At 59.7% G+C, this 23671-nt stretch carries 15 protein-coding genes; 8 read left to right on the forward strand and 7 right to left on the reverse strand.

Annotation, left to right across the window (positions count from 1 at the left end):
* Window positions 1–353: 353 nt before the first annotated feature.
* Together A477_RS22545 and A477_RS22550 are read left to right on the forward strand one after the other, a co-directional pair.
* Window positions 354–3500 (forward strand): S-layer homology domain-containing protein, encoded by a 3147-nt coding sequence (locus A477_RS22545; protein ID WP_017200485.1) that lies wholly within the window; start codon window positions 354–356, stop codon window positions 3498–3500.
* Window positions 3497–4255, forward strand: a complete 759-nt coding sequence (locus A477_RS22550) for an S-layer homology domain-containing protein (RefSeq protein ID WP_017200486.1) — start codon at window positions 3497–3499, stop codon at window positions 4253–4255. The genes A477_RS22545 and A477_RS22550 overlap by 4 nt, the downstream gene beginning before the upstream one ends.
* A 324-nt stretch (window positions 4256–4579) precedes the next feature.
* Here the strand turns inward: A477_RS22550 and A477_RS22555 are convergent, their stop codons facing one another.
* The 4 genes from A477_RS22555 to A477_RS0119095 all read right to left on the reverse strand — a co-directional run bounded on the left by A477_RS22555 (window position 4580) and on the right by A477_RS0119095 (window position 11060).
* A complete protein-coding gene (locus A477_RS22555; protein WP_017200487.1) occupies window positions 4580–4843 on the reverse strand; it encodes a hypothetical protein in 264 nt (87 codons plus the stop codon).
* A gap of 107 nt (window positions 4844–4950) precedes the next feature.
* Window positions 4951–7197 carry a glycoside hydrolase family 3 C-terminal domain-containing protein gene (locus A477_RS0119085; RefSeq protein ID WP_017200488.1) on the reverse strand — a complete coding sequence of 749 codons (2247 nt, stop codon included), beginning with the start codon at window positions 7195–7197 and terminating at the stop codon, window positions 4951–4953.
* Window positions 7198–7263: 66 nt separating this feature from the next.
* A complete protein-coding gene (locus A477_RS0119090) occupies window positions 7264–9786 on the reverse strand; it encodes an alpha-L-rhamnosidase (protein ID WP_017200489.1) in 2523 nt (840 codons plus the stop codon).
* On the reverse strand, window positions 9783–11060 hold the full coding sequence (locus tag A477_RS0119095) for an MFS transporter (protein WP_017200490.1): 1278 nt from the start codon (window positions 11058–11060) through the stop codon (window positions 9783–9785). The genes A477_RS0119090 and A477_RS0119095 overlap by 4 nt, the downstream gene beginning before the upstream one ends.
* Window positions 11061–11212: 152 nt before the next feature.
* On the opposite strand from A477_RS0119095, the gene A477_RS0119100 reads away from it, so the two are divergent.
* A complete protein-coding gene (locus A477_RS0119100) occupies window positions 11213–11818 on the forward strand; it encodes a MarR family winged helix-turn-helix transcriptional regulator (protein WP_157367127.1) in 606 nt (201 codons plus the stop codon).
* A gap of 703 nt (window positions 11819–12521) precedes the next feature.
* Window positions 12522–13106 carry a TetR/AcrR family transcriptional regulator gene (locus A477_RS0119105; protein ID WP_157367128.1) on the forward strand — a complete coding sequence of 195 codons (585 nt, stop codon included), beginning with the start codon at window positions 12522–12524 and terminating at the stop codon, window positions 13104–13106.
* A gap of 55 nt (window positions 13107–13161) precedes the next feature.
* Here A477_RS0119105 and A477_RS0119110 read toward each other — a convergent pair whose 3' ends face one another.
* Window positions 13162–14520 carry an APC family permease gene (locus A477_RS0119110; RefSeq protein ID WP_157367129.1) on the reverse strand — a complete coding sequence of 453 codons (1359 nt, stop codon included), beginning with the start codon at window positions 14518–14520 and terminating at the stop codon, window positions 13162–13164.
* A gap of 570 nt (window positions 14521–15090) precedes the next feature.
* Window positions 15091–16467, reverse strand: coding sequence for an FAD-binding oxidoreductase (locus A477_RS0119115; protein ID WP_017200494.1), 1377 nt, complete (start codon window positions 16465–16467; stop codon window positions 15091–15093).
* A 552-nt stretch (window positions 16468–17019) separates the two neighbouring features.
* Here A477_RS0119115 and A477_RS0119125 point away from each other — a divergent pair.
* Together A477_RS0119125 and A477_RS0119130 are read left to right on the forward strand one after the other, a co-directional pair.
* Window positions 17020–18513 carry an APC family permease gene (locus A477_RS0119125; protein WP_237715840.1) on the forward strand — a complete coding sequence of 498 codons (1494 nt, stop codon included), beginning with the start codon at window positions 17020–17022 and terminating at the stop codon, window positions 18511–18513.
* A gap of 265 nt (window positions 18514–18778) precedes the next feature.
* Window positions 18779–19084, forward strand: coding sequence for an antibiotic biosynthesis monooxygenase family protein (locus tag A477_RS0119130; protein ID WP_017200497.1), 306 nt, complete (start codon window positions 18779–18781; stop codon window positions 19082–19084).
* A 321-nt stretch (window positions 19085–19405) separates the two neighbouring features.
* Here the strand turns inward: A477_RS0119130 and A477_RS0119135 are convergent, their stop codons facing one another.
* A complete protein-coding gene (locus A477_RS0119135; protein WP_202801628.1) occupies window positions 19406–20458 on the reverse strand; it encodes a LacI family DNA-binding transcriptional regulator in 1053 nt (350 codons plus the stop codon).
* A gap of 151 nt (window positions 20459–20609) precedes the next feature.
* Between A477_RS0119135 and A477_RS0119140 the strand changes: the two genes are divergently transcribed.
* Both A477_RS0119140 and A477_RS0119145 read left to right on the forward strand, forming a co-directional pair.
* Window positions 20610–21884 (forward strand): MFS transporter, encoded by a 1275-nt coding sequence (locus A477_RS0119140; RefSeq protein ID WP_017200499.1) that lies wholly within the window; start codon window positions 20610–20612, stop codon window positions 21882–21884.
* Window positions 21885–21895: 11 nt separating this feature from the next.
* Window positions 21896–23647, forward strand: a complete 1752-nt coding sequence (locus A477_RS0119145; RefSeq protein WP_017200500.1) for a glycoside hydrolase family 3 protein — start codon at window positions 21896–21898, stop codon at window positions 23645–23647.
* Window positions 23648–23671 lie beyond the last annotated feature (24 nt).

The raw sequence follows: 23671 nt of genomic DNA on the forward strand, positions 1-23671 counted from the left end.
CCGCTATTTGACCGGGGCTTCGCCAATTCCGGCGCCGGGCACTAGCGGGGTGAGTGCGCCGAGACTTGCCATGACGTTGGCTGCGATGGTCAACGACTAGAACTCATCGGCAGGAGGTTGGTGAGTCCTTATGAGTCTGGTGAGTCGTCCCGAAGTTCTCCAGTAGCCACAGCTCGCCACAGTTTGAAAGGCGAAGCTTTGACTTTTGAAAGGGGTTGAAAGCCCGGCGGCATCGCCGACACATTCGGAAATACACCGACGTTAGCCAGTCGATCTGTTGCAAAAGCGAGACTGTTACTTTTTAGTTGGTTTTCTGAGTGTTCTCAGGGTGTCACCGGTGTGTGGGGGTTGCGGTGTTTCGTCGTGGTGTGGCGTGGTTGGTTGCTGTGGTGTTGGTGGTGGTCGCACCAGGGTTGTTGGTGTTGCCGTCGGCGGCGGCCGCGGATCCGGTGGTGGAGAACGTCATTTCTTTCGCCGATGTCCCGGAATCTTCGCAGTTCGCCACGGAGATTGCGTGGTTGGCCGGTGAAGGAATCTCCACGGGCTGGGATGCCGGTGGCGGGTTACGCCAGTACCGGCCGTTGGAGTCCATTGCCCGGGACGCGATGGCAGCGTTCCTGTACCGGCACGCGGGATCTCCTGCGTTCACCCCGCCCGCGGACTCACCGTTCATCGATGTCCCCGCCGGTGCTGCCTTCTACAAGGAGATTAGCTGGCTGGCGTCAAAGAACATTTCCACCGGCTGGGACCTTGGTGGTGGCAAGCGTGAGTACCGGCCGCTGTCGCCGATTGCCCGTGATGCGATGGCCGCGTTCCTTTACCGGTACGCGTCCAATCCGGCCTTCACCGCCCCCGCGGTTTCGCCGTTCAGTGATGTGCCTGCCGGTGGCGGATTTTTCTACAAGGAAATCACCTGGCTGGCCGCGTCCGGGATTTCCACGGGCTGGGATGTTGGTGGCGGGGTGCGGGAGTACCGGCCGTTGAACGGGATCGCCCGTGATGCGATGGCCGCGTTCCTGTACCGGTACGCGGGCCAGAAAGCACCGGCCGACCCGGCCAACCCGGCAGCGGGCACCGTCACCGTTGCCCCGAACGTCGAGGTCCTGGAACCAACCCAGCTCGAGTCCGCTCTGGTCACCGGGGACACAGTGGTTCTTCCGTCGGATCAGGCCACCGACATTAGACCCAACGACGTGATCGTCTCCGGTGTCACCACCGGGACCCCGGACGGGCTGCTCGCCCGCGTCGTGCAGGTGGTCAGGGACCCGGGTGGAAATACCCTGGTCAAGACAGAACCCGCCACCCTGCCGGAGGCTATTGTCTCCACGGACGGGCTGCTGGAAGTGACAGGCACCCCGGTCAGTTCCGAGTTCATCCCCGAACCCGATGTGACCGTGGAACCCGATGCCGCCCCAACAGCAACGAAACCCGATCTGGCGCAACCGTTCGCTGAGGCTTCCGCGGACGTGTATTCGAGGTCATTTGCTTGGAAAAAGACCTTCAGGTCCGAAGCGAAGTCGCCAAACCTCACCGGCACGGGTTCGCTGGTCATTGAGTCTAAGATCAAGGCTTCCGCGAAAGCGAAGATGGCGCTGGAAACAGGATTCCTTAGCTTGAAGGAAGCCTCCGTTGTGCTGACTCCCTCCACCACAGCCTCGCATTCGATCAGGGTCGGCGGACAGCTGGTAGGAAAGATCAGCGCGCCGCTGGGGGAGCTGAACTCTGCATTCACGTTTATGGCCGGACCGGTCCCGGTAGTGGTAACCACCAAACTGGAGGTTTCGGCGAACCTGACCGTTGACGGGACAGCAGAGATCGCGTTCTCCACGTCCCAGACAGTCTCCAGTGATCACGGATTCAAATACAAAGACGGGTCCTTCACCCTGATCAACAGCAAGCCCGGCTCACATGGGGTGGAAAACACCGTCAAAGCCTCGGCCTCGCTGACCGCGAAGGCATCTCTGGACTTCGACGCCACCGTCAAGCTTTACGGGATCGCCGGCATCACCTTCGGCGCGGGCCCATACGTCTCCGCGGCGATCGAAGTAGCCAACACCGGGAACGGCCCTACATGGTCCTGCCCGATCGAACTGGGCTTCGCGGCGCGCCTGGGCCTTAAAGCAGGCATCAACATCATGGGAATCAACCTCGGCGAATGGGAAGATACCACCACCACAGGCTGGACACTCCACGTCTCCAACCCCTGCGAAAACAAACCCGTGGTAGCCCCGGACCCGACCCCGGAACCCACCCCCACGCCGACACCCACACCCACGGCCACAGACCCGGGAAGCGGCGGTGTCGAGATAGTCTCGTTCATTCCAAACGACACCCCCGGAAACCGGGATTTCTACCTCCCCTCCATTTCGGGCAACGGACAGTTTGTGGCCTTCACTTCTGCAGTGCCTGGCTTGGTGTCCGGAGACGAAAATTCAGTGGACGACGTGTTCGTGAAGGACATGTCATCGGGGACCGTGCGACTGGTCTCAGCCACTCCACAGGGACAACCCGGAGATTTGAGATCTGACGGCCCGGCCATCTCCGCAGATGGCAAATTTGTGGCTTTTGTGTCTGATGCCACCAACCTCTCAAATGCATTTCTGCCGGGGACTCAGGACATTTACATTCGCGATCTGACCGGCGACTCTACACAGCTTGTCTCTGCCACACCGTCAGGAAACCGTGGCAATGGAGGTTCCTTAGCCGCCTCAGTATCCAGTGACGGCCGGTTCGTCGCCTTTTTCTCTACAGCCTCAGATTTGGTCGCGGGGGACTCCAACGGTGTGGCGGATGTCTTTGTTCGCGACGTGAAATCAGGAACCACTCGTCTAATATCTGCCTCCGCTTCGGGTGGACATGCCAACGGCTCGTCAGATTATCCTTCGATTTCCGCTGACGGCCGCTTCATTGCATTCTCCTCATCCGCATCGAATCTGGTTGCCGGTGATACCAACGGCGTGGTCGATGTGTTCGTGCATGACACGACACTGGGATCAACGCGTTTGGTATCCACACCGCTAAATGGACAGCCTGGAAAAGGATCCGGCGGCCCCTCGATATCCGCCGATGGTCGCTACGTTGCTTATCATTCGTTCTCAACCAGCTCAACACCCAATGTGTTCCTTCGGGACATGGAAACCGGCCAAGCCAGGCTTGTTTCCGAAAAGCCAGTGGGAAGCTCGGTGGACGGCTTTTCCGTGAGCCCCTCGGTCTCTGGAGATGGCCGCTACGTAGCCTTCATCACAGCGGAACTCGACATGCTCAGCGGGGCGACCAAGCAGGGCGAAGACATTTATGTTCGGGACATGCAAACTGGGGCCATGCAACTCGTGTCGCGTACTCCTAGCGGTTTGCCTTCTGACGATTCGCACCTAATGAAAACCCTGTCAGCAGATGGTCGCTACGTAGCTTTTTCCTCGACTGATTTGGACCTTCGTCCCGACGAGACCCGCTGGGGCAGCGCCTTTTACCGTGCAACAGTGGCGAAAGAGTCAGAATGAAGATTGTAATTTTAGGCCGGGCTGCTGCTGCCGTCCTCTTGGCTGTCACCGGGTGCGCTGTTTCGGCCGGTCTGGCTGCTGCGGAAGACCTATCCTCAGGCTCGAATCGGGGCTCCTTCCACACAGTCTCCCCTGCAGATCCTCAAGGCCAGGCCTTAGAATTCATCGACGTCACTCCAAAGTCCCAGTTCTATGCGCCAATCTCATGGGTGGCTGGTCAAGGGATCGCCACCGGATGGGTTGAACCCAACGGTCGCAGATCTTTCAGGCCCTTGGAACCTGTCAGCCGGGAAGCAATGGCAGCGTTCCTCTACAGGCTGGCAAGGTCTCCTGATTTTGTACCTCCCGAATCTTCACCCTTCACGGACGTGCCGGTAGGAACGCAGTTTTATAAGGAAATCACTTGGCTGGCAAGCAAGAACATCTCCTCGGGATGGATGGAACCGGACGGTTCCAAGACCTTCCGGCCCGCCCAACCCGTGTACCGGGACGCGAACGCCGCTTTCCTGTACAGGTCTGAGGGTTCGCCCGAGTTCATCCCTCCTGAAAGCAGCCCATTTTCCGACGTCGCGCTCGGCCGACAGTTCTACAAGGAAATAACCTGGCTGGCCAACACTGGAATCTCCAGCGGCTGGACCGAGGCCGACGGTTCAAGAACATTTCGCCCCGGGCAACCGGTCAACCGCGATGCCATGGCGGTCTTCATGACCCGGTACGCCAACCTTTTCTACCCGCCTCTCGCGGTCTCAGCATGAACCGAGACAGCACGGACCTCGGACTGAACAGAACCGGGTTGCACATATCGGGCGATCAGACGGTTCGTGATTTTCCAGCCTTGGGAAAGATCTCCGTCCGCGGTCGGCCAGCATCTCGACATGTTCCGTGCAGGGATTGCGCCTGCCGGCCGGAAACCTTCGCTCCTGACGAGCATCCACTTGTCAGGTTGATATCTAAGACCCGGAGTGCGGAACGTCTTGGATCCAGCTTTCGAACCCTATCCTGACAGCGAGCCGGCCAACTAGCTGACGTCAGGTTGGAGTGTGGTCCATGTGGACTTCTACTAGCCCTTCTTCGAATCGCTAGGGGGAGTTGTGCACGTGAGCTGATGCAATGAAACGGGCGTGGATGTCCTCCTGCTTCATGAGCATGCGGCGGCATGTGGGACCGTCTTGTTGGAGCCAGAGAATGTTTCCGTCTTTGGTGACGGCTTCTACTGCGCCGGACTCAATGATCCGGCCGCGTTGATGGAATTCTGCGAGGCCGCCTTCCAACGTTGTCCAGTCGTCTACCGGCTGCCAAGGGTCATGCTGTTGGTGATGGAACGTCTCTGATGGAGCTTCCAAGATCGTTTCCTCCTTTATGCGTGAAACAGAGCCCGAACGGTGAGGGGCTCAGCTGATTGCTTGGTTTGTGCAGCAGCTCCTGACGCCGGGCTTTGTTAGGTGTTGGGCTACGCGGTCCTGACTGCGGTGAGAAGGGACTCGATGGCTTCGTCTACGTTGAAGTCGGCTGAGTGGGCTTGTTGAGCGAATCCGAGGATGGTGCGTAACGGCATTGACCCGAAGAGGGGGAGGGATTCTTCGTTGGTGAGGGTGTCAGCTGGTTGTCCCATGCTGATCATGGCTTGTTCCAGCGCGGCGAGGCCGGTGGGGTGGTTGGCCCATTCCTGCAGCGTTGATCCCGCGTCCAAAGCGATTGCGGGTTCCGGGACGTTGAGTGTGATCGCTTCAGTGAGTGGCAGGTCGCGGGAGTTGGGTCCGGCGTGGATAGTGAATGTCCCCGGTTCGACGGTCCATCCTGTGGGTCCCCAGAAAGCGAAGGCGCGCTCGTCCAGGTCGAGACGGACTTGGGCTTGTTCGCCGGGTTCCAGCCAAACTTTCGCGAAGCCTTTGAGCTCCCGGCGGGGCCGGCTGACGGATGCTTCGTTGTCAGTAACGTAGATTTGGACCACGTCGGAGCCGGGCCGATCGCCGGTGTTGGTGACGGTGACTTCGATGACGGCTGCGGCTTCGGTGTCGTCGGGTACGGTCACGGTCATGCCGGTGTACTCGAAGGTGGTGTAGCTGAGGCCGTAGCCGAAGGGAAACGCCACGTCCTGTTCGGTGTGGTCGTACCAGCGGTATCCGACGAAGAGACCTTCGCCGTACCTGACCACTCCGTTCTCACCGGGCCAGTTCACGAAGGCCGGTGTCTGGGCCAGGGCGTGCGGGATGGTTTCGGCGAGGCGCCCGCCTGGCTGTGCTGTGCCGAAGAGAAGGTCAGCGGCTGCTGTTCCGGATGCTTGACCGCCGAGCCACATCTCAAGGATGGATGGTGCCGTGCCGGCGATGCCGTCGAGGCTGACGACTCCTCCGTTACTGAGAACGACAACAAGGCTCGGATTCACGCGTGCGATAGCGCTGAGGAGTGACCGTTGGGTGTCTGGAAGCAGCATATGGGTGCGGTCGAAACCCTCGGATTCGTCCTTCGGGGGCAGACCGAGGAAGAGGATGACCTCACTGGATTGCTCTGCCAAGGCGATGGCCTCTGCATGCAGTTCATCGTCGTGGTCGCCGTCAAAAGTGAATCCAGGAGCGAACTGTACGGTCCTGCTGGTCGCCTCGCGGATCGCGGTGAGGGCATCGTCGAGGCGGGTGGGGTTGACGTGTGAGCTTCCCGCGCCTTGGTAGCGGGGTGTGGTGGCGAAGTGCCCGATGACGGCAATGGATCCGCCCTCAGTGGCCGACAGGGGAAGTAACTGTTCTTCGTTGGCCAGGAGGACTGTGCCGTCCGCTGCGATCCTCCGGGCGAGGGCGTGGTGGGCGTCCAGGTCCACCCTCGGTGCGGTGTCCCGGTTGCCGATGACCCTTTCGTGCACCGTGAGGATCCGGGAAACGGCGGCGTCCAGCACGGCCTCGTCCAATGCACCTGAGGTCACGGCCGCGACGATTGTCTGCACACTCCGGTCGCCGGTGCTGGGCATTTCCAGATCCAGGCCCGCGGCGACGGCGGCCACGGGGTTTGTCACTGCTCCCCAGTCGGAGACGACATAGCCCTCGAAGCCCCACTCGTTGCGGAGGATCTCGGTGAGGAGCCAGTGATTCTGTGATGCGTAGGTGCCGTTGACTTTGTTGTATGAGCACATCACGGTCGTGGGTGCAGATTCCCGGATTGTCCGCTCGAAGGCGGGGAAGTAGATTTCCCGAAGGGTGCGTTCGTCGACCTGGGCGTCGACCCGCATCCGGTCCGTTTCCTGGTTGTTGGCCGCGAAGTGCTTCAAGGAGATGCCGACACCCCCGGATTGCACGCCCCGCACCAGGGCTGCCCCCATCACACCGGCGTGGAACGGGTCCTCTGAGAAGTACTCGAAGTTACGGCCACACATGGGTGAACGTTTGATGTTCACCCCAGGGCCGAGCAGGATATCGACGCCGTGGGCGCGGCTCTCGGCGGCCAGGGCCTCGCCCATCTCTGTGAGGAGTTCCGGGTTCCAGGTGGAACCGGTTGAGCTTGCCGTGGGGAAGCAGGTGGCCGGCTCGCTGGCGTTCAGGCCCAGATGGTCGGCGGACTCTCGTTGCATCCGGACACCGTGAGGGCCGTCCGTGATCGTGGCTGCAGGAACACCCAGCCTGTCGACGGGGCGTGTGGTCCAGAACGAAGCCCCGGAAACGAGCCCTGCTTTTTCTTCAAGGGTCATTTCCGCGATGAGCGGGTGCATGGGAACTCCTTTGGCAGCCCTCCGTGGTTGGGCTGTTTGGTGATCAACGGGAAGTTGTGCTGGGGCTCAGGCGCTGGCTGTGGCCAGTGCGTCTTTGAGGTCGTGCTCCAGTTCGGGGGATACTCCGGGGACGTGTTGGAGGACGACGTTCAGGGACATTGCCGCGGCTTCGGGGGCGGTGGCGTCCAAGGGGAGGCCGGGGAAATAGCGGTGGAGGACGCTCATGACGGCTTCCCAGATGGTCCCGTCCTTGGCCAGGTCGCGGATGGGCGAGTCCATGGTGACCGTGGTCGCGGTGTCGTGCCCTTCCGGGGCGGGATATTGCCAGGTGTGGGTGCCTTCGCCGACGGTGTGCAGGGCGTCGTGTGTTTTGAGGGGGAGTACGACGTCGGCTTGGGTGCCGTGCGGGATGGTGGTTTCGACGGTGACCTGGCTGTCGTGGATTTTCCAGGACACCTCGATCCGTCCATGGGCGGTGTCGTGTGCGGTGTGTGCCCGGGTGATTCCACCGCCCGGTTGCGGGGCGATGCGCACGCGCGTGTATCCGGGTTCGGTGCGTTGGAGCCCGCCAACGACACGGTGGAGCCAGTCAGCGACGGCGCCGAGGGCATAGTGGTTCAGGGAGGTCATGCCAGTGGCGTTGATGGTCCCGTCGGGGAGCACGGAGTCCCATCGTTCCCAGATGGTGGTGGCTCCCATGGTTACCGGGTACAGGAAGGAAGGGCATTCTTGCTCCAGGAGGAGCTGGTAGGCGGCGTCCAGGTGGCCGGTACTGCTGAGTGCTTCGGTCACGAGGGGTGTTCCGGCGAAGCCTGTGGAGATCCGGTATCCGCGCTGGGCGACGATGTCGGCGAGCCGGTCACCGGCCTTCTTTAACTGGGCGGGATCGAGGATGTCGAAGGTGATGGCCAGGGCGTAGGCGGTCGCGGATTCGGTGACCAGTCTTCCCGAGCCGGTGACGTACTCGTGCCGGAACGCTTCGCGGACGCGGGTCGCCAGGGCACTAAATTCGGCAGCGTCGTGGTCGTGGCCGAGCAAGCGTGCCGTGGTGGCCATTTCCCGGGTTGTCTTGCAGAGGAACGCCGAGGCGACGAGGTGGCGGTCTGTTTTGGCTGCGGCGGGGTTGTTCGCCGGGGCGTCGGGGTCCAGCCAGTCACCGAACTGGAAACCGGAACTCCAGAGCCCGGCCTGATCCAGGAGCCCTGCTACTTGGCGGGTGTGGGTGGTCATCGAGGCATAGCTGGTCCGGAGAATGTCCGGGTCGCCGTATTCCTGGTAAAGCGTCCAGGGGAGGCTGACCGCGGCATCGCTCCACAACGCGGTGGGTGTTGATGGCTGGGACAGGGCGTCGGGGACGACCCAGGGGACGACGCCCTTTTCTGCTTGTTCTGCCGCGAGGTCCTGTAGCCAGGATCCGAGGACTCCGTGGACGTCGTAGAGGTACGCGGCGGTGGGGGCGAAGGCGTTGATGTCACCGGTCCAGCCGAGCCGCTCGTCGCGTTGCGGGCAGTCGGTGGGCACGCCGACGAAGTTGTCCCTCATCGACCAGACCACGTTCGAATGCAGCTGGTTGATGAGGTCGTTGGAGGTTTCGAACCAGCCGGTGCGGACCATGTCGGAGTGCACGACCACAGCCCTGATTGAGTCAGCGGTTAGTTCGCCGGGCCAGCCGTCGATTTGGGCGTAGCGGAAGCCGTGGAACGTGAACCGCGGTTCCCAGGTTTCGGGGCCGCCGCCGCGCAGGATGTACCGGTCGGTGGCTTCGGCGGTGCGGTTCGTTTCTGTCTCCATCTCCCCGGCGGGTGTGAGGATCTCCGCATGCCTGATCGTGATTTCCTGACCCGCATCGCCGGTGACGGTGAGGCGAACCCAGCCGGAGATGTTCTGGCCGAAGTCAGCGATGACCTTCCCGGAGGGGCTGGTCAGGATCGTTGCAGGGGCGAGTTCTTCGATGCGGCGGATCGGGGGAGCGGTCGGTTCCTCGAGGGTGGTGAGGTCCCAGTCAACAAGGTGGGCGTGCGTCCAGGCGGTGTCGTCGAACCCTGGTTCGCTCCAGCGGTCCGGTTCCAGCCGCGCGTCGTAGGTCTCGCCGTCGTAGATGCTGTTCGACTGGACCGCCCCAGTGCCGACGAGGAACCTCTCGTCGGTGCCAACGACCACGGCGTGGTCGCCGTAGTCCAGCACGAGCTGAAGGAACAGTGCCGGCTGGTCGGCGTAGAGGTGGCGCTGGCCTTCCCACCCGAGCCGGCCAACAGCCCAGCCCTCACCCACGATCGCACCCATAGCGTTCAGCCCGGGACGGACTGCTGAGGTCACATCAGTGGTAGTGACCATCACGCGGTGCTTGTAGGAGGTCCAGCCCGGGGCGAGGACTTCGTTCCCGACGCGGGAGCCGTTAAGGTACGGCTCGACGATGCCGAGGGCTGTCACCGACAGCGTCGCCCGGACGAGCCCTGGCTCCGCCGTAAACTCCCGGCGGAAATAGGGGGCTGCCTGGCCTGTGGTGTCTGGCGCGGAGATGAACGCCCCGGCCCGGCTAGTGAACTTCACGGCTGGTGATCCTGTGGGTGTGTGGGTGTGGGTGTTCATGCTACGGGTGTCATATCCTGTTGTACTTCGCTGTTGAATTCATCGTGTCGGTCACGGGTCCGGAAGACCTTCCAGGCGATGCCGCAACCGGCGGCGATCACCACGGCCAGGAAGAGATAGAAGAGGTTTGGGCTGAGCGCCACCAGGAGCGGGGTTGCGGTGGCCAGTACCGCGGCCAGCAACCGGGCGACGGCGATGATGGTGCCCTGGGCTGTGGTGCGCAGCAGGGTGGGGAATTGCTCCTGGGTCCATACCTTCATGATTCCCTCGAACGCGAACGTGGTGCCGATCAGTCCGATGAGCCCGGCAATGATGGCCGTGAGCAGACTGATGCCGAAGAAGACGTAAACCAGTTGGGAGGCGACCCAGCAGATGGCGCCGATGGTGAAGTAGGTGAACCGTTTGGGCGAGTCGGCGATCTTCATGAACCACAGCGCACCGATGATGCCTAAGGGGATGAAGGGCAAGCCGATCAGGGTTGCGGTCTGCAGGTCCACGCCGCCGGCATTGACCAGAAGGTAGGAGCCGAACTGGCCGCCGGTGTTCGCGGCGAGGTTGGTCAGGGCGTAGAAGCCCAGCAAGCCAAGGAACGGGGCCCGGTAGGAGCCACGCAGCAGGTCTTTGACGGACGCCCGGTCAGCCCGGACAGTGGTGATACCCCGGCGGCGTTCATCGCGGGCGACCATCCAGGCGGTCGATTCGGGGATCGTCAGGCGGCCGATCAGGACCAAGGCCGCGACGGCGGCGATGTGGACGAAGAGAATCTGGGCGCCAAACTGACCGAGGCTCGCGACGCCGGCGCTCAGGAAAGAACAGACGATGATGCCGCCGGCCCAGAGCAGGTGCGAGAAGCCGATGAGTTTCCCGCGGTTCTCGTCTGAGGCCGCTTCGGAGATCGTGGACAGGGAGACAGGCAGGTCCGCTCCGGTGGCAACACCGAGGAGCAATGCCGCGATCATGATCATCGGGAAGGAAGTCGCCAGGGCTAGGGCGATGGCCGAACCGATGATGAGGACCATGGTGACAGTGAAGACCGGCCTGCGTCCGAACCTGTCACCCAGCCGGCCGCCGACAATGGCACCGAAGGCGATGCCAAGTGTCAGGCCTCCGGAGGCGAGACCAATCTCGCCCGGGGTGATACCCAACGCGGCCTGATAAAGGACCATGGCCGTTCCGAAACTGACAATCGCGGACGCGTCAATGTACGAGGCCATTCCGGACACGACGGCCGTCCACCATGGACGAGCCTTGCGGGCCGATGCGAGTTGAGACATGAGCTTCTCCTTTGAAGACGATAAGCGGCGGAACCGCCGGTGATACCGCGTTTTTGAAACGTCTCATTTCCGCGGAACTTCCATCACCATACATCTTCATTGTCTTCAGGACAATCATTTTTGTTTGGACTTCTTACCGGCATAATGGGGGCATGGCCAGAAGACCGCAAGCCAGTGTTGACCTCCGGGACGTGGACGTGAGTTCGGCGCCGCTCCTGCATGGCCGGGGATCTGACTTCTCGATTGCCTTGCAGGCCCTGGTGACGGCAATGAACTCCACCGCAGTCCGCGAGGGAATACTCGCCCAAAGCCGCTTCCCCCTGCCCGACGACATGCCCGCCTTCCTGCTGCTGAACCAGTTGATCTACCGCACCACAGCGCGCCCCACAGACATGGCCGATGCCATAGGCACCGGCCGGTCAAACGTGAGCAAAATCGTCCGGCGTCTGGAAGTCGCCGGCCTCGTTGGACGGATGCCGGACCCCGAAGACGGCAGGCAAAGCGTCGTGGGCCTCACCCCTGCGGGCAGGGAAGTCGCCGCCCGGATCGTCGCAGTCTCAAGTGCCGCCTACGAACTGATCTTCCACGACTGGAGCGAAGAAGACTTCGACCAACTCGAGACCCTGGTCGTCCGGCTCGTAGCAAACATCGACGACCGCCTCGACCACGCCATCGAACGCACATCCGGCGTCCACATCCCCAGACCCCCACGAGCAGGCACACCGACGGAGTCCAACGACATGGCAGCATCCAACTGAGTCCACGGGCCGAGCATTGACCTGGCCACGGCAAAGTCCACGCCACACAGTCACCACGAACAAGTAGAACAACCCCGCGTCAGAATAGAGCGAAATCCGGACTCCCTGACAATGATCCGTGACGTTCTCAGATCTCATCCTGACAGTCGAAGAGTCAGGAAAGCGGCCTGGACAGGGGCCTGAGAACAGGGCAACAGTCCAAGAGACTCGGACTACATGAGCCAACGTCGGGTCAACCAGGGGCTTGTCACCCGCCGTGACTGGGCCGTAAGTTCGAGAACAACTGAGACGCTCACCCAACGGCAAAGTCCTCCCACGTCAGACGGCCTTTACGTCAGATTGGGGTGTACGGTTTTCTGCGCACGATTCGGCCGGAAAGCTCCTCATCTTGCAAATACGGATTGACCATCGTCTTCGGTGCAGGCGCACCAATAGGCAGGGGCAGAATCGCGGAGTCCCGATACTGGCTTTCCAGGGCTTTTAGCACTCACTTGTGAGGTCACCCCGGAAGTTCAGCCCGAATGGTCTTTGTGGACTTGCCACCTGGGATGCCGCACCGCCTCCGCTACACGCCGAACGCTTACTTCCCTCAACTGATCCGCGTTGCTGTGAGGCCAAACCAGAACGGTCCAACCGGGCGACTACCCTCATGGGACCGCTACGGCATTTAGAGTAGACCTGAGTCCAGGGGCAAGGAGACAAGTTGCGTATTTCCACGGTGGATCGTCGCCAACAGCTCATCGACGCAGCTATTCGTGTAATTAGGCGGGATGGAGTCGAAAGTGCCAGCCTAAGAACGATAGCCAGCGAAGCGAAGGCTTCTCTAGCAGCCGTGCACGTTTGCTTCACGAACAAAGATGAGCTCATGCAGGCAGCTGCCGCAGAGCTGCTTCAGCAACTGGTCCGGTCCATTCCGCGCGTGGTCGACGGCTCGGAGGACGTTCGAGCTATCGCGCATCGGGTCATGGACTTGTTTTGGGCCCAGATGGTTTCAGACGAGTTGAATATCCTGGCCCAATTTGAAATAGGGATCTGGGCGAAGCGTAACCCGCATCACGGTGATCTGTCCCGCACCGTTTACAGCGACTACGAAGAGGAAATCTCAAAACTGCTGGTCGCCGCCGCAAAGCGACAGAAGCAGACCATAGCTGCTCGAAACGTTGCTAGGGCGCTGATTGTGATCATGGATGGATGCAGTCTTCAGTACTTTGCCGACCCATCCGACCCTCGCCACAAGGACCTCTGCGACAACCTCGTAGATGCATACCTCGATCGGGTAGGACTATAACCCTTGCTCCTTATGGGGATGCGCCGCTTTCTGCCGACGTCTTTCTTCGCTCAGACTATTGGGCCGAGTGCCTCTTGTAATCAGCAACTTTAGTTGCCTGGAAGCGCCACCGGACCCAGTAAAACAGGCCGCCGAGAAGAAGTAGGAGGAGGGCGATGAGGATTTCCGATCCCTGGCCACCGGCGGCAAGACCCGGATTGAATGCGCCGGCTATGAGGATGGTTGCGTTGAAAGCTGTAACCGCGACTGCGACAGGGACCCAGTAACGTCCCAGTTTGATGGGGCGCGGAATGTGAGCGTGAGTTTTGCGCATGATCAGGAAGCCGGCCGTGGCAAGGGTAACGGAAATCATGTAGCCAAGGTTGGCGGCGATAATAATTGCCACTATGTTGCCCACAAAGAAGAGCACAACGAGGTTTACGACCAGCGTGAAGACCAATGCGCCAGACGGAGCACCCCGCCGGTTCGTGTGTGCGAGCTGACTGATGGTCAGCTTCTCTTGGGCAAGGCCCTTGAGAGCGTGGGAGGCATCCGCCGAAGAAGACAAGAGTGCGGCAAAGGTGGCAACAACCAGAATGACCGCTACTACTCCGCCGGCGGGCTCACCGAGCATCTGCGAGTAGAAATTGACACCGAAGTTCACCGGATCGGTGACGACTCCCTGCTCCCCAATCGCGCCGGCGGTGATTACCGGTACAAGTGCGTAGACCAAAATATAAATCATCGCCATGGTCTTGAGCGCACGCTTGACATCACGCACGGGCCGGCGGTACTCGGGGGCAAAAGTGGCGCATAGCTCGCTGCCGTAAATCGACCAAGCACCCACGTACATCCAAACCAGCACGGACACTACGCTGCTTCCTTCGCCGAGAAGATTAAAGCTGAAGCTCGCAGTCGACCATTCAGTGAAGAACACCGGCAGTACGAGCAATCCGGCCAGGACGAAGACCATGGCCGCGGCGACCACTTTATTCAGGTTTACGGTGGCGTTCAGTCCCAAGAGGTTGGCACCCACGGCCGTGATCATCACTGCTGCCGCCAGTATCTGGGGTAGGCCTATGGAGGCAATGCCCAGATTAACGTCGAGGTTCGTGGCTGCGGGGAACCATTGCGCTGTGACAATTTGGCCGATCTGCAAAGAAGCCAGAGACAGAGACAGCCCCCAGCCGCACCAATAGCCAAACGCGGCAACCGATGCAAGCAATGGAGAGAATTGTTTCCAGGCTTCCGCTGCGAACAGAGCGACCCCACCTGGTTTGCCGGGGAACATTGCAGCCATTTCTGCAAAAAGATAGTTCTGCAACAGTGATACCACGGCAAGCACAATGCACACCACTGCGGCACCCCAAATGCCGAGTGCCCCGGCCGTTGACCCAGCGACCACAAAGACGACGTTCAAGAGGGGTGTACACATAGCAACGGTGTCGCGGGCCCGCAGGCCCTTCCGCCCAGGAAGAGTTAACGAGGACTCAGACATAGGTATCACCTTCTGTATGTAGAGGGGAAAGCTTTTGTTTAGTCAGCTCAAGTGCGACGCGCCATTCGGCGGCAGGGCTTACCCGCCGCTCACCCGCATGGAGGCCTGCCGTCAGTCGTAGAAGACAGGATCTGATGCACGGTCCCTTTCACAAGACGAGCCACCAGATCTGAAACGGCGACATCTGCAGCCGGGCTCTCCATGCTTCTAAGGTCAGACGCTGCTCAGATACCAGAACGCTACAGCTTTTGGTAGCCCGTTCCGTGCAGGCCGTGCCAGGGGTAATGAAGCCTGAACGGCAAAGTTAACCGGCACTGTGGCTTACCTTCAGTGAAGGTCGCTCCTCGCGCTTAAATGATCACACTAGCTAGGGCGTTTCAATGGTGTGCATGGCCAGCGGTATAACTGCGTTCAGCATCGCAGGAGACGGCATAGTTTTCCCGTAGCTCCCACTTCTTCTTAATCCGTCAAAGCACCCGCAGTCAGTGCAGTGGCGGTGGGGCTGTTTCAAGATCCCTCGGGATCTATATTGTAGTTGTGACGAAAACGGTTCTCAGGGTCGTATTCACGTTTGACTGCCGCAAGACGACAATAAACTTCCGGCTTATAAACTTCGGCGACCATCTCTGCTGTGACCTCTGAGTTGTTGTTTAGCAGTCCAAACCCAGAAGTCGTCACGCCTGCGCGAAGGAGCGCGGCGTCCAGTTCACGTGCCAACTCGGGGTACTTTTCACTTCCAGGAGCCGCCCCGCTCCATTCCGCCAGGGCCAGCACGCCCATCGCATCGCGATGTCGAGCGGGCGTCCCCTTGGGGTTTCCGAACGGCATTCCCTCGATCTCCAGTTTGACGGAGCCTCCGCTTGCGGGTTCACTAACAAACTTGTCAAGATTGCCTGCAATCGCTTCGGCGAAACGAGCGTTCGGCATCGCGATCTCCCGGTCGATCCAGAGATTGGACATTCCGTCCTCGAAACTGCCCACCTCGGCGTTAAGAGCCACTACCTCGTCATATGATCGGACGGCGATCGAATCGGACACCGTCCGACCCAGACTCCGAAGCCGTGCTATGTCCCGTTCAGCGATATCGAGCCCTCCGAGGTGCCCCACGCATACCGTAACGGAAGGTGCCCTGTTTTCGTCCACGCCCACGAAAACGCTGGGGTAGATGTGATCCACCATTTCATTGAGCGCATCAAGGAGGGATGTCAGGAGCCCTGCGAGTTCGCTGACCGAGGGGGCCCAGGTAATGAATCCGGCGAGCATCTTCCTCGGTAGCTCGTAGAGCTGGACCTCGACCTCTGTGACGACACCGAAGTTGGGGCCCGCACCTCTGACCGCCCAGAACAATTCCGGGCGTTCATCATCAGAGCAGTAGATAACGTCACCAGTTGCGGTCACCAGAGTCGCTCCCAAGATATTGTCACTGGCGAGACCAAATTTGGGGGTGAGGAAGCCGACGCCCCCATTGAGCGCTAGTCCACAGAACCCGACCTTAGGATGCATGCCGGTGACTGCCGCTAGACCGAATTTGGCCGCGTCCTTCACGAGATCGCCAGCGACTACGCCACCCCCGATCCGCGCGCGACTCCCGGCGGTGTCGATGTGGATGCTGTTCATGAGTCTGAGGTCCAAGACGATGCCACCGTCGTTGGTCGCATAGCCATTCGGATTGTGGCCACCGGATCGAACCGCGATCTCCAGGCCGTTGTCACATGCGTAGCGGACGGACTTTGCAACGTCGCCCGCACTCAGACACCGGGCAATTAGCGACGGCCGCTGCAAATGACGGCCGTCCCAAATACTCGCGATGGCATCAAATCCGCTGTCATCAGGGTAAATAACTTCACCTTGAATACTAAGGGGGGTGGCTAGTTTTGATGACACCAATTCCAACTCCTTTGTCTGCTGACAATCAGCATTCTCGTCTTCGAGAGAGTGATCACCCTATTGATACATGGACAGGTGTCCATGTCAATGGGGTTTATTTTTTGCGCGACTAGGGGGGCGGAACACATCGCACTTTGTCCCTGACATGGACACTTGTCCTTGTCAAGGCCATGTCCAGTCAAAATGATGGAAAAATTTTATCCTGCCGTCTATGGCGATTCCTTGCCCAAAAAAAGAAGATCATGAGTCAGCGGCTTCCCCTGGTCTTTGGTGGGGGAGCACGACAACTTTACGTCAGCGCTTTTTCGCCGTGTAGCGAATGCTGCGGTTATAGAGGGCAGGCATCCAGTTGAACAGAAACAGGCAGGGCTGCAAAGGGCGGGCGATCTGCTCGCTGGGCATTCAAGGCCGCGGCGCCTAGGCCGGTCTTCCTTCGGGGTGCTAATGAGTCATGGAGGACTCCCCGGGAGGATGTGTTGAAGGTGGACGAAAAGGCACTTTCCCAAATCTCGCAGTCGATCACCATCTGCTGTCGAAACCTCAAGTAAGGTGGCCAAACGGCTCCTCGAGCTATTTGAAAGGCGTATTGCATTGCAAGTTTCTTCTTCTGAGAGCCAGCGAGAGGCCGTTGGTCCCCAAACAGGCAGGACGGGGGGTGATATTGCCAACCCTGGCCTGCAGTTAGGGCATTTAACCGGACGTCAGGTGATGGGCCTTTCTATAGCCTCTTTCGTTCCAGCTGTAGGTCTGGCACAAGTGCCGGCATACCTTGCCGCTTACTCCGGGCGGTCCTCGTGGCTGGCGATGGCCGCCTCGGTGGTGGCATTCACCCTCATTGGCCTGTTCATTACCATGTTCGCCCGACGCTTCATTGGAACCGGGTCGCTTTACTCCTACATTCGCCACGCGTTCGGTTCATGGAGCACGCTCGTCATCGCCGCCGCGATGATCCCGGGCTACATTGTCGCGATCATGTCGCTCATCGTGGGAGTGGGGGTCTTTTTTGGAAGTTTCCTAGTGTCGGTAGGGGTCGCAAACGCGGCGGGACCAGGAATTCAACTGTTGATCTACGTGGTAGCAACATTGGTAGCTATGACCATTGCATATCGGGGGATTGACCTTTCAGTCCGATCCAGCGTTATTCTCACTGTCATCTCCTTGCCGGTGATGCTGGTCATCACGATAGCCACCGCGTTCAGCGGAAACGTCGACTTGGCGGGACAGTTCAGCCTCAACGACTTCACGCTCAACAATTTCCTCCAGGGCCTGGCGATCGGTTCGGCATACTTCATCGGCTTCGAGGGCAGCGCCGCGCTCGGCGCCGAAACCAAAAACCCCAACCGCAACATCCCCCGCGCGATCATAGTCATTCCCGTCGGCATAGGTCTCTTCTATCTGGCCGGCACGGTGATTCAGGTACCGACCCTTGTTAGTGCAGCCGACAAACTCGCCCTGGGCATCTCCCCCAACGCAGTACTTGCAGAAGCAGCAGGCGTTGGATTTCTGTCCAACGTCAGCGACCTCGTTCTGGCAGTAGCCATCTTCGCCAGCCTTATCGGATTCTTCAACTACGGATCCCGCGTAGTTGTCAGCGCCGCATCCGATGGACTCCTGCCATCTTCACTAGTCAAGGTCAACAAGCTACACAAAAGCCCCGGCGCTGCCATCGCTTTCATCGGGGTTCCCTCATTGATCGGACCAGCCTTGCTGCTTTGGCTTACTCCAGCGAGCCCATTGGAAATCAACGGCTACATCGCGACATTGCTCGTTTATTTCTGGGTGATCCCTTACTTCCTCATTTGTATTGGCGGCGCCATTCTACTGAACCGGACCAAGGGCAGTAGATCTTTCATCGTCAACGTCGGAGCAGCATTAGCCTCAGCAACTGTTTTGTGGCTATACCTCAACGGCATAATAAATCCCGGTCCTGCACCTCTGAACGCACTGCCGTACGTCATGATCGGCACGTTCGTGGTCTTTCTCATCGCTTTAGTAGTATCTATCCGTTCCAAAGAGAAGAAACGAGTGCTGGCACAGCGGTAAGAAACTTCGGTAAGGCACCCGCTCTTTCGGCAATGATCGAGGGGACCTGCTCCAAAGTCGAGCGGGTCCCCTCGGTAGATGCATTTTTATGGCTGGTGGACGACCAAAGTTGTGGCGCAGCAAAAGGGAAAATTCCGAATCCCTTAGCGGGTCTTACGAAACCGACTCCCTTCTGCGCCACTCTTGTTTCGTTTACAGGCCTGCAACTAACCTTAAGAACCTACTAACCGTTCGTGGTAGAGGTGGATCCTTATGAGGAGGTCGCATGATAACCGTCGTTAGCACTATGCAGCTTGAATCGAACTCAGAGAAAGAGTGGGACCAACTAATCCGAGAGCGCTTCAGATCAGCCCGGGATAGGGTGGGGTGGATCTCCGGTCAGTTGCTCGCCCCCTCTGACGCACCTAACACTCGTGTCATCATCGGGACTTGGAAAAGCCGACAGGACTGGGAGGCTTGGCATGAGGATCCTGCCTTTCTCACGTCGCGGAGAAGGCTTGACAAACTACAGCATATAGACCATCAGACCGCACTGTACGACGTAATAGAGGGCGCCCAGGCCAGCAACTAGTTTGGCCAACCAAGACCCCAGCCGTATTTTCCCCTCAAATCGGGCCGAGCATTGTCGGGCGGGAATCGGTTCAGAAACAGGATTTCGACGTGCCTGTGATCGTTTGGGTTCAAAGAGTCGACAGGGGGCTAACCATAGGCCACTTTGCGCGTACCGAGACTGCAATATATCTGAGTTCGCGCTTGTCCTAAAGAAGCTAAAAGCCTGCCGCAACACCCTGCGCACTCGTCCGACGTGTCACGACGACCGACGTCTACCGCCGCGAGGCGCTCAGTCATACCCTCCGGCTGTGCCTGCCGAACCCCGACGGGTTTCGGGTCATTACGTTGTGCCGTCAGGTTTTGCTAATCTCTCGGGCTCGTCAGTTGATGATCGTCGGACGAGTTCCGTGACGAACTCGTAGCGGCGGATATCGACGTGTTCGCCTTGAATTTTACGCAGTAGTAACTCAACCGCGTAGCAACCCATCTCTTCGTAGGGCTGCCGGATTGTGGTTAATTGCGGATCGACCAGGATGGCGGCGCGCTCATCGTCAAAACCTACGATCGATACGTCTTCTGGCACTTTCAACCCGTGGGCACGAAGGGTCCGTAGGGCGGCACCCGCCATAGAGTCTGCAGCGCAGAACATGGCGTCGATTCTGACGCCTGTCGAAAGTTCGGCTTCCAGTTCCCTCCAGTGCTTTCGTGTTTCGTTGAAGGGATCAGTGCAGTCGATAATCAGCGATTCGTCGAAGGCAATTCCGGCCGAATCCAGGGCGTCCCGGTAACCCAGGGTGCGGTGGTCAATGAACAGCCCGTCACCCCAGTTGTCCGTCTCCACTCCGATGTTTGGTCGCAGCAGCGCGATCGACCGTCTGCCAAGAGAAATCAGATGCTCGACCGCAAGTCGGGCACCCTCCCGGTTCTGTGCAGAAATCGTCGGAAACCGGACAGTGCGACTTGTATCATCAATTGCGATAGCAGGTAGTGCGATGCGGTCACATGCTTCGCACACGCCATCTTGATCCGGCACCCCGATTACGATTACGCCGTCGGTGGGTACGTTGGCAAGTGCCTCGACAATCGCGGCGGCTCCACCTTTAGTGCCGGCGACGGGATGGGCCATGAGGTAGTAGCCCACTTCGGCGGCGGCTTTGAATGCAGCACGAACGACCGGCTCCCACCATCCCCACCCTGCATCGGGCACGATGACACTTATCGCCCGGTACTCGCCGGTGCGGAGCGCGCGCGCTGTGGCGGAAGGACGATAACCAAGACTCCGCGCCACTGCCCGTACGCGCTGGCGTGTCGCCTCGCTGACATCCGGATGGTCCCCGAGGGCCCTGGACACGGTGGCTACCCCGACCTCTGCCGCACGTGAGACGTCAGCCAATGTGACTTTACGAGGCATGTACTCCCGATCTTAAAACCTATGGTGCAAGGATCGCTGCAAACGACCCTTTCTAGTCTATCGGGAGCGTTTCCGGTAACGTTTCCGGTATCGTTTCCGATCAAGCCACTACTCTCAATGTTGAGGCTTATTCATGTCAGGACCAGTTAGCGCTACCGAAACGGGGGCTACTACGAGCGCACCGCAGCGCGTCAGCCCCATCTTCATAGCAATCTACGTACTCGCGCTGTTCGGCATCTGGATGTCGATTAATTTGCCCGCCTCCGTCACCCTCGCATTGCGTATCGACGAGCTCGACCCTGAAGGCAAAGCGACGAGCTATTCGATGGCTGCCGGCATTGGCACGTTGACCGCTTTGCTCGCAAACCCCCTTTTCGGACGACTCAGCGACCGGACCCGAAGCAGGTTTGGCCGTAGACGACCCTGGATAGTTGTGGGGCTCAGCGGCACCATTGCCGGGGCCGGTGTCATCGGATTCAGCAACTCAATGCCGCTGCTGCTGCTCGGATGGATCATGATGCAGGCGTTCGTAAACGCCGCCATTGCTGCCTCCCTGGCCATCGTCGCTGACCGCATTCCCGAGAAACAGCAGGGTTTTGTTGGAGCGCTTTCGGGTATGGCCGCTTCTGCGGCGATACTCGTCGGCGTCTTTTTCGTGCAGTGGTTCCCGTCAAATGTGCTGGCCCAGTTCGGTTTGCCGGTTGCGGTCGCAGTGGTGTTCTGCGGGCTGCTGCTCGTACTGTTGCGCGACGACAAGCCAGCAAGGGGGGACATCAGTCCTTTCGGCTTCCGCGAGTTTCTGGGAAGCTTCTACGTGAATCCGCGGAAGTCCCCTGACTTCAGCGCCTTTCTCGTAGCAATGTTCCTCGTTACGTGCGCCTGGGGCGTTGTTTCGACATACACTGTCTATCTCCTGCAGGACCGGATTGCAGTGCCGGAAGAGGAACTGCCGAGTGTCATCACCTTGGCCTACGTCATCCCCGGCATCCTCGCGGTGATCTTCGCGCCGATAGCAGGCTGGCTCAATGACCGCACGGGCCGCCGGAAGTTGGTCCTGGCGGCGACGGCTGTGCTTATGGCAGCCGGGACCATCCAAATCGCGTTCGCGGAAGGCATCGTGCCTTTCCTAATCGGTGTTTGCATCGTGAGCGGCATCGCCGGCGGAATGCTCTATGGCGGCTACATCGGTCTGGCCGTAGCCACCATGAATGACCCCAACACAGCGGCGCGTGACCTCGGTGTCACCAACATCGCCTTCACGTTGCCCTTCTCGGTCATGCCCTTTATCGCGCCGCTGCTGTTACGTGTCGGCGGGGGAGCTCCAAACTACCCCCTGCTACTCTCCGTGGGCGCTGCTCTGACGTTGCTCGGCATTGTGCCCCTCTTCTTCATACGCTCGACCCGCTGATCGGAGCCGTTGTGAATGATTATCGTGACCCATCCCTGCCCGTAGAACGCCGGGCAGAAGACCTGCTCAGCCGCATGACAGTCGCTGAAAAAGCGGCCTTGATGTTTCACCCATCAACCACGCCAGGTGATGGTGGCCTACTCGCTGCTGCGGAACTTTACGTTGGCAACATCGGCATCACCCACTTCAATGTGCTCGCCGGCGAAGACAGTCTCTCCGTTGCGGAATGGCACAATACTCTACAGGAGATTGCCGAGGGAACCCGGCTAGCTATCCCAGTCACCCTCTCGACAGACCCCCGGCATGGCTTCCGTAGTAATCCGTTTACCGGGCAGGCGCTAGGAAGTCTTTCGCGCTGGCCGGAGACCACCGGAATCGCCGCGACTGGAGAACTTACCACCGTCCGCAGTTACGCCGACACTATGCGCCAAGAATTGCTGGCCATGGGAATCCGCGTCTTCCTCGGGCCTATGGCAGATATTTTCAGTGAACCACGGTGGTCACGCGGTTCGGGGACTTTTGGCGAGAACCCCGAACGCGTCTCCGAGCTCACCGCAGCGTTCATTGAGGCCTTGCGGGGAGGGCCCCATCTGGGCCCGCAGTCGGTGGCTGCCGTCGTGAAACACTTCCCGGGTGCAGGCCCTCAGCTCAAAGGGGACGACGCCCACGATCCGCGATATCCGGAACAGGTGTACCCCGGGGGAATGCAGGACCTGCATCTGGCCCCGTTCCGGCGCGCATTTGCGGCAGGGGCATCGCAGGTTATGACGTACTACGGGAAGCCGATGGGAACATCCTGGGAAGAAGTCGGCTTTGCATTCAATGCCCCTGTTGTACAGAACATCCTGCGAAAGGAACTAGGTTTCGACGGCGTCGTTCTAACAGACTGGAATTTACTTGAGGCAGAGCAGATCGGCGGGCTGTCGTTCGGTCCAAATGGCTGGGGACTTGAGCATCTCGACCCGAAGGAACGCGCTGCCATCGCAATAGACGTCGGCGTGGACCAGTTTGGTGGCGACCGCAACCCAGCCCTTATCGAGGAGCTCATCGACTCCGGCCGCATAACGGAAGAACGCATCGACCAATCAGTGCTGCGGCTCCTGCGTGAGAGATTTCGGCTGGGAGCCTTCGAACACCGGCGTGTGGATCTGGAAAGGACCCTGGAAGTGTGTGGTTCGCCAGTCTTCGTCGAGAGAGGAGTTGTAGCTCAAAAAGATTCGCTGGTGCTGCTCACTGCAGACGAGGCCTTACTGCCCATTAGGCACGGAAGCCGTGTGTATCTTGACGGGTTGTCAGCCCAAAATGTAGGCAACGAGCTAATTGTCGTTGACAATGACGTGGACGCTGAGGCCATTGTGGTGAGGCTTGACGCGCCCTTCGAACCCGGTCGCGGCTCGCTCGGCGACTTCTTCCATGGCGGGACCCTCGAATTTTCCCAGGAGACGGTGGAGCGCATTGACGCGTATGCCAAAAAAGCCCCGGTCTACCTCGCGGTATACCTGGAACGCCCGGCAGTGCTCACCCAATTTATCGGCGTTGCGTCAGCCATTATCGGTGAGTTTGGCTGTAGCGACGAGGTTTTGCTGGATGCACTTACTGGACGTACCGCGTTCAGGGGAAGCCTTCCTTTTGACCTTCCGTCGTCCATGGCCGATATCGAGGCCTCACGGGAAGATGTGCCGTTCGACATGGCGGTTCCGCTCTTCCGCGCCGGCTTTGGACTGAAGCTAAATGCGGGCCTAACCCCCACGTCACTCAGTTAGCCTCTCCCAACCCGTCTAATGCCC

Origin of the sequence: Arthrobacter sp. M2012083 (genome assembly GCF_000281065.1) — a bacterium.
GTDB lineage: Bacteria > Actinomycetota > Actinomycetes > Actinomycetales > Micrococcaceae > Arthrobacter.

What these genes read in the sequence shown, in the direction of transcription:
- A477_RS22550 (WP_017200486.1), top strand. Translation starts at nt 3,497, where the DNA reads ATGAAGATTGTAATTTTAGGCCGGGCTGCTGCTGCCGTCCTCTTGGCT.
- A477_RS0119085 (WP_017200488.1), bottom strand. Translation starts at nt 7,197, where the DNA reads ATGCACCCGCTCATCGCGGAAATGACCCTTGAAGAAAAAGCAGGGCTC.
- A477_RS0119090 (WP_017200489.1), bottom strand. Translation starts at nt 9,786, where the DNA reads ATGAACACCCACACCCACACACCCACAGGATCACCAGCCGTGAAGTTC.
- A477_RS0119095 (WP_017200490.1), bottom strand. Translation starts at nt 11,060, where the DNA reads ATGTCTCAACTCGCATCGGCCCGCAAGGCTCGTCCATGGTGGACGGCC.
- A477_RS0119100 (WP_157367127.1), top strand. Translation starts at nt 11,213, where the DNA reads ATGGCCAGAAGACCGCAAGCCAGTGTTGACCTCCGGGACGTGGACGTG.
- A477_RS0119110 (WP_157367129.1), bottom strand. Translation starts at nt 14,520, where the DNA reads ATGTGTACACCCCTCTTGAACGTCGTCTTTGTGGTCGCTGGGTCAACG.
- A477_RS0119130 (WP_017200497.1), top strand. Translation starts at nt 18,779, where the DNA reads ATGATAACCGTCGTTAGCACTATGCAGCTTGAATCGAACTCAGAGAAA.
- A477_RS0119140 (WP_017200499.1), top strand. Translation starts at nt 20,610, where the DNA reads ATGTCAGGACCAGTTAGCGCTACCGAAACGGGGGCTACTACGAGCGCA.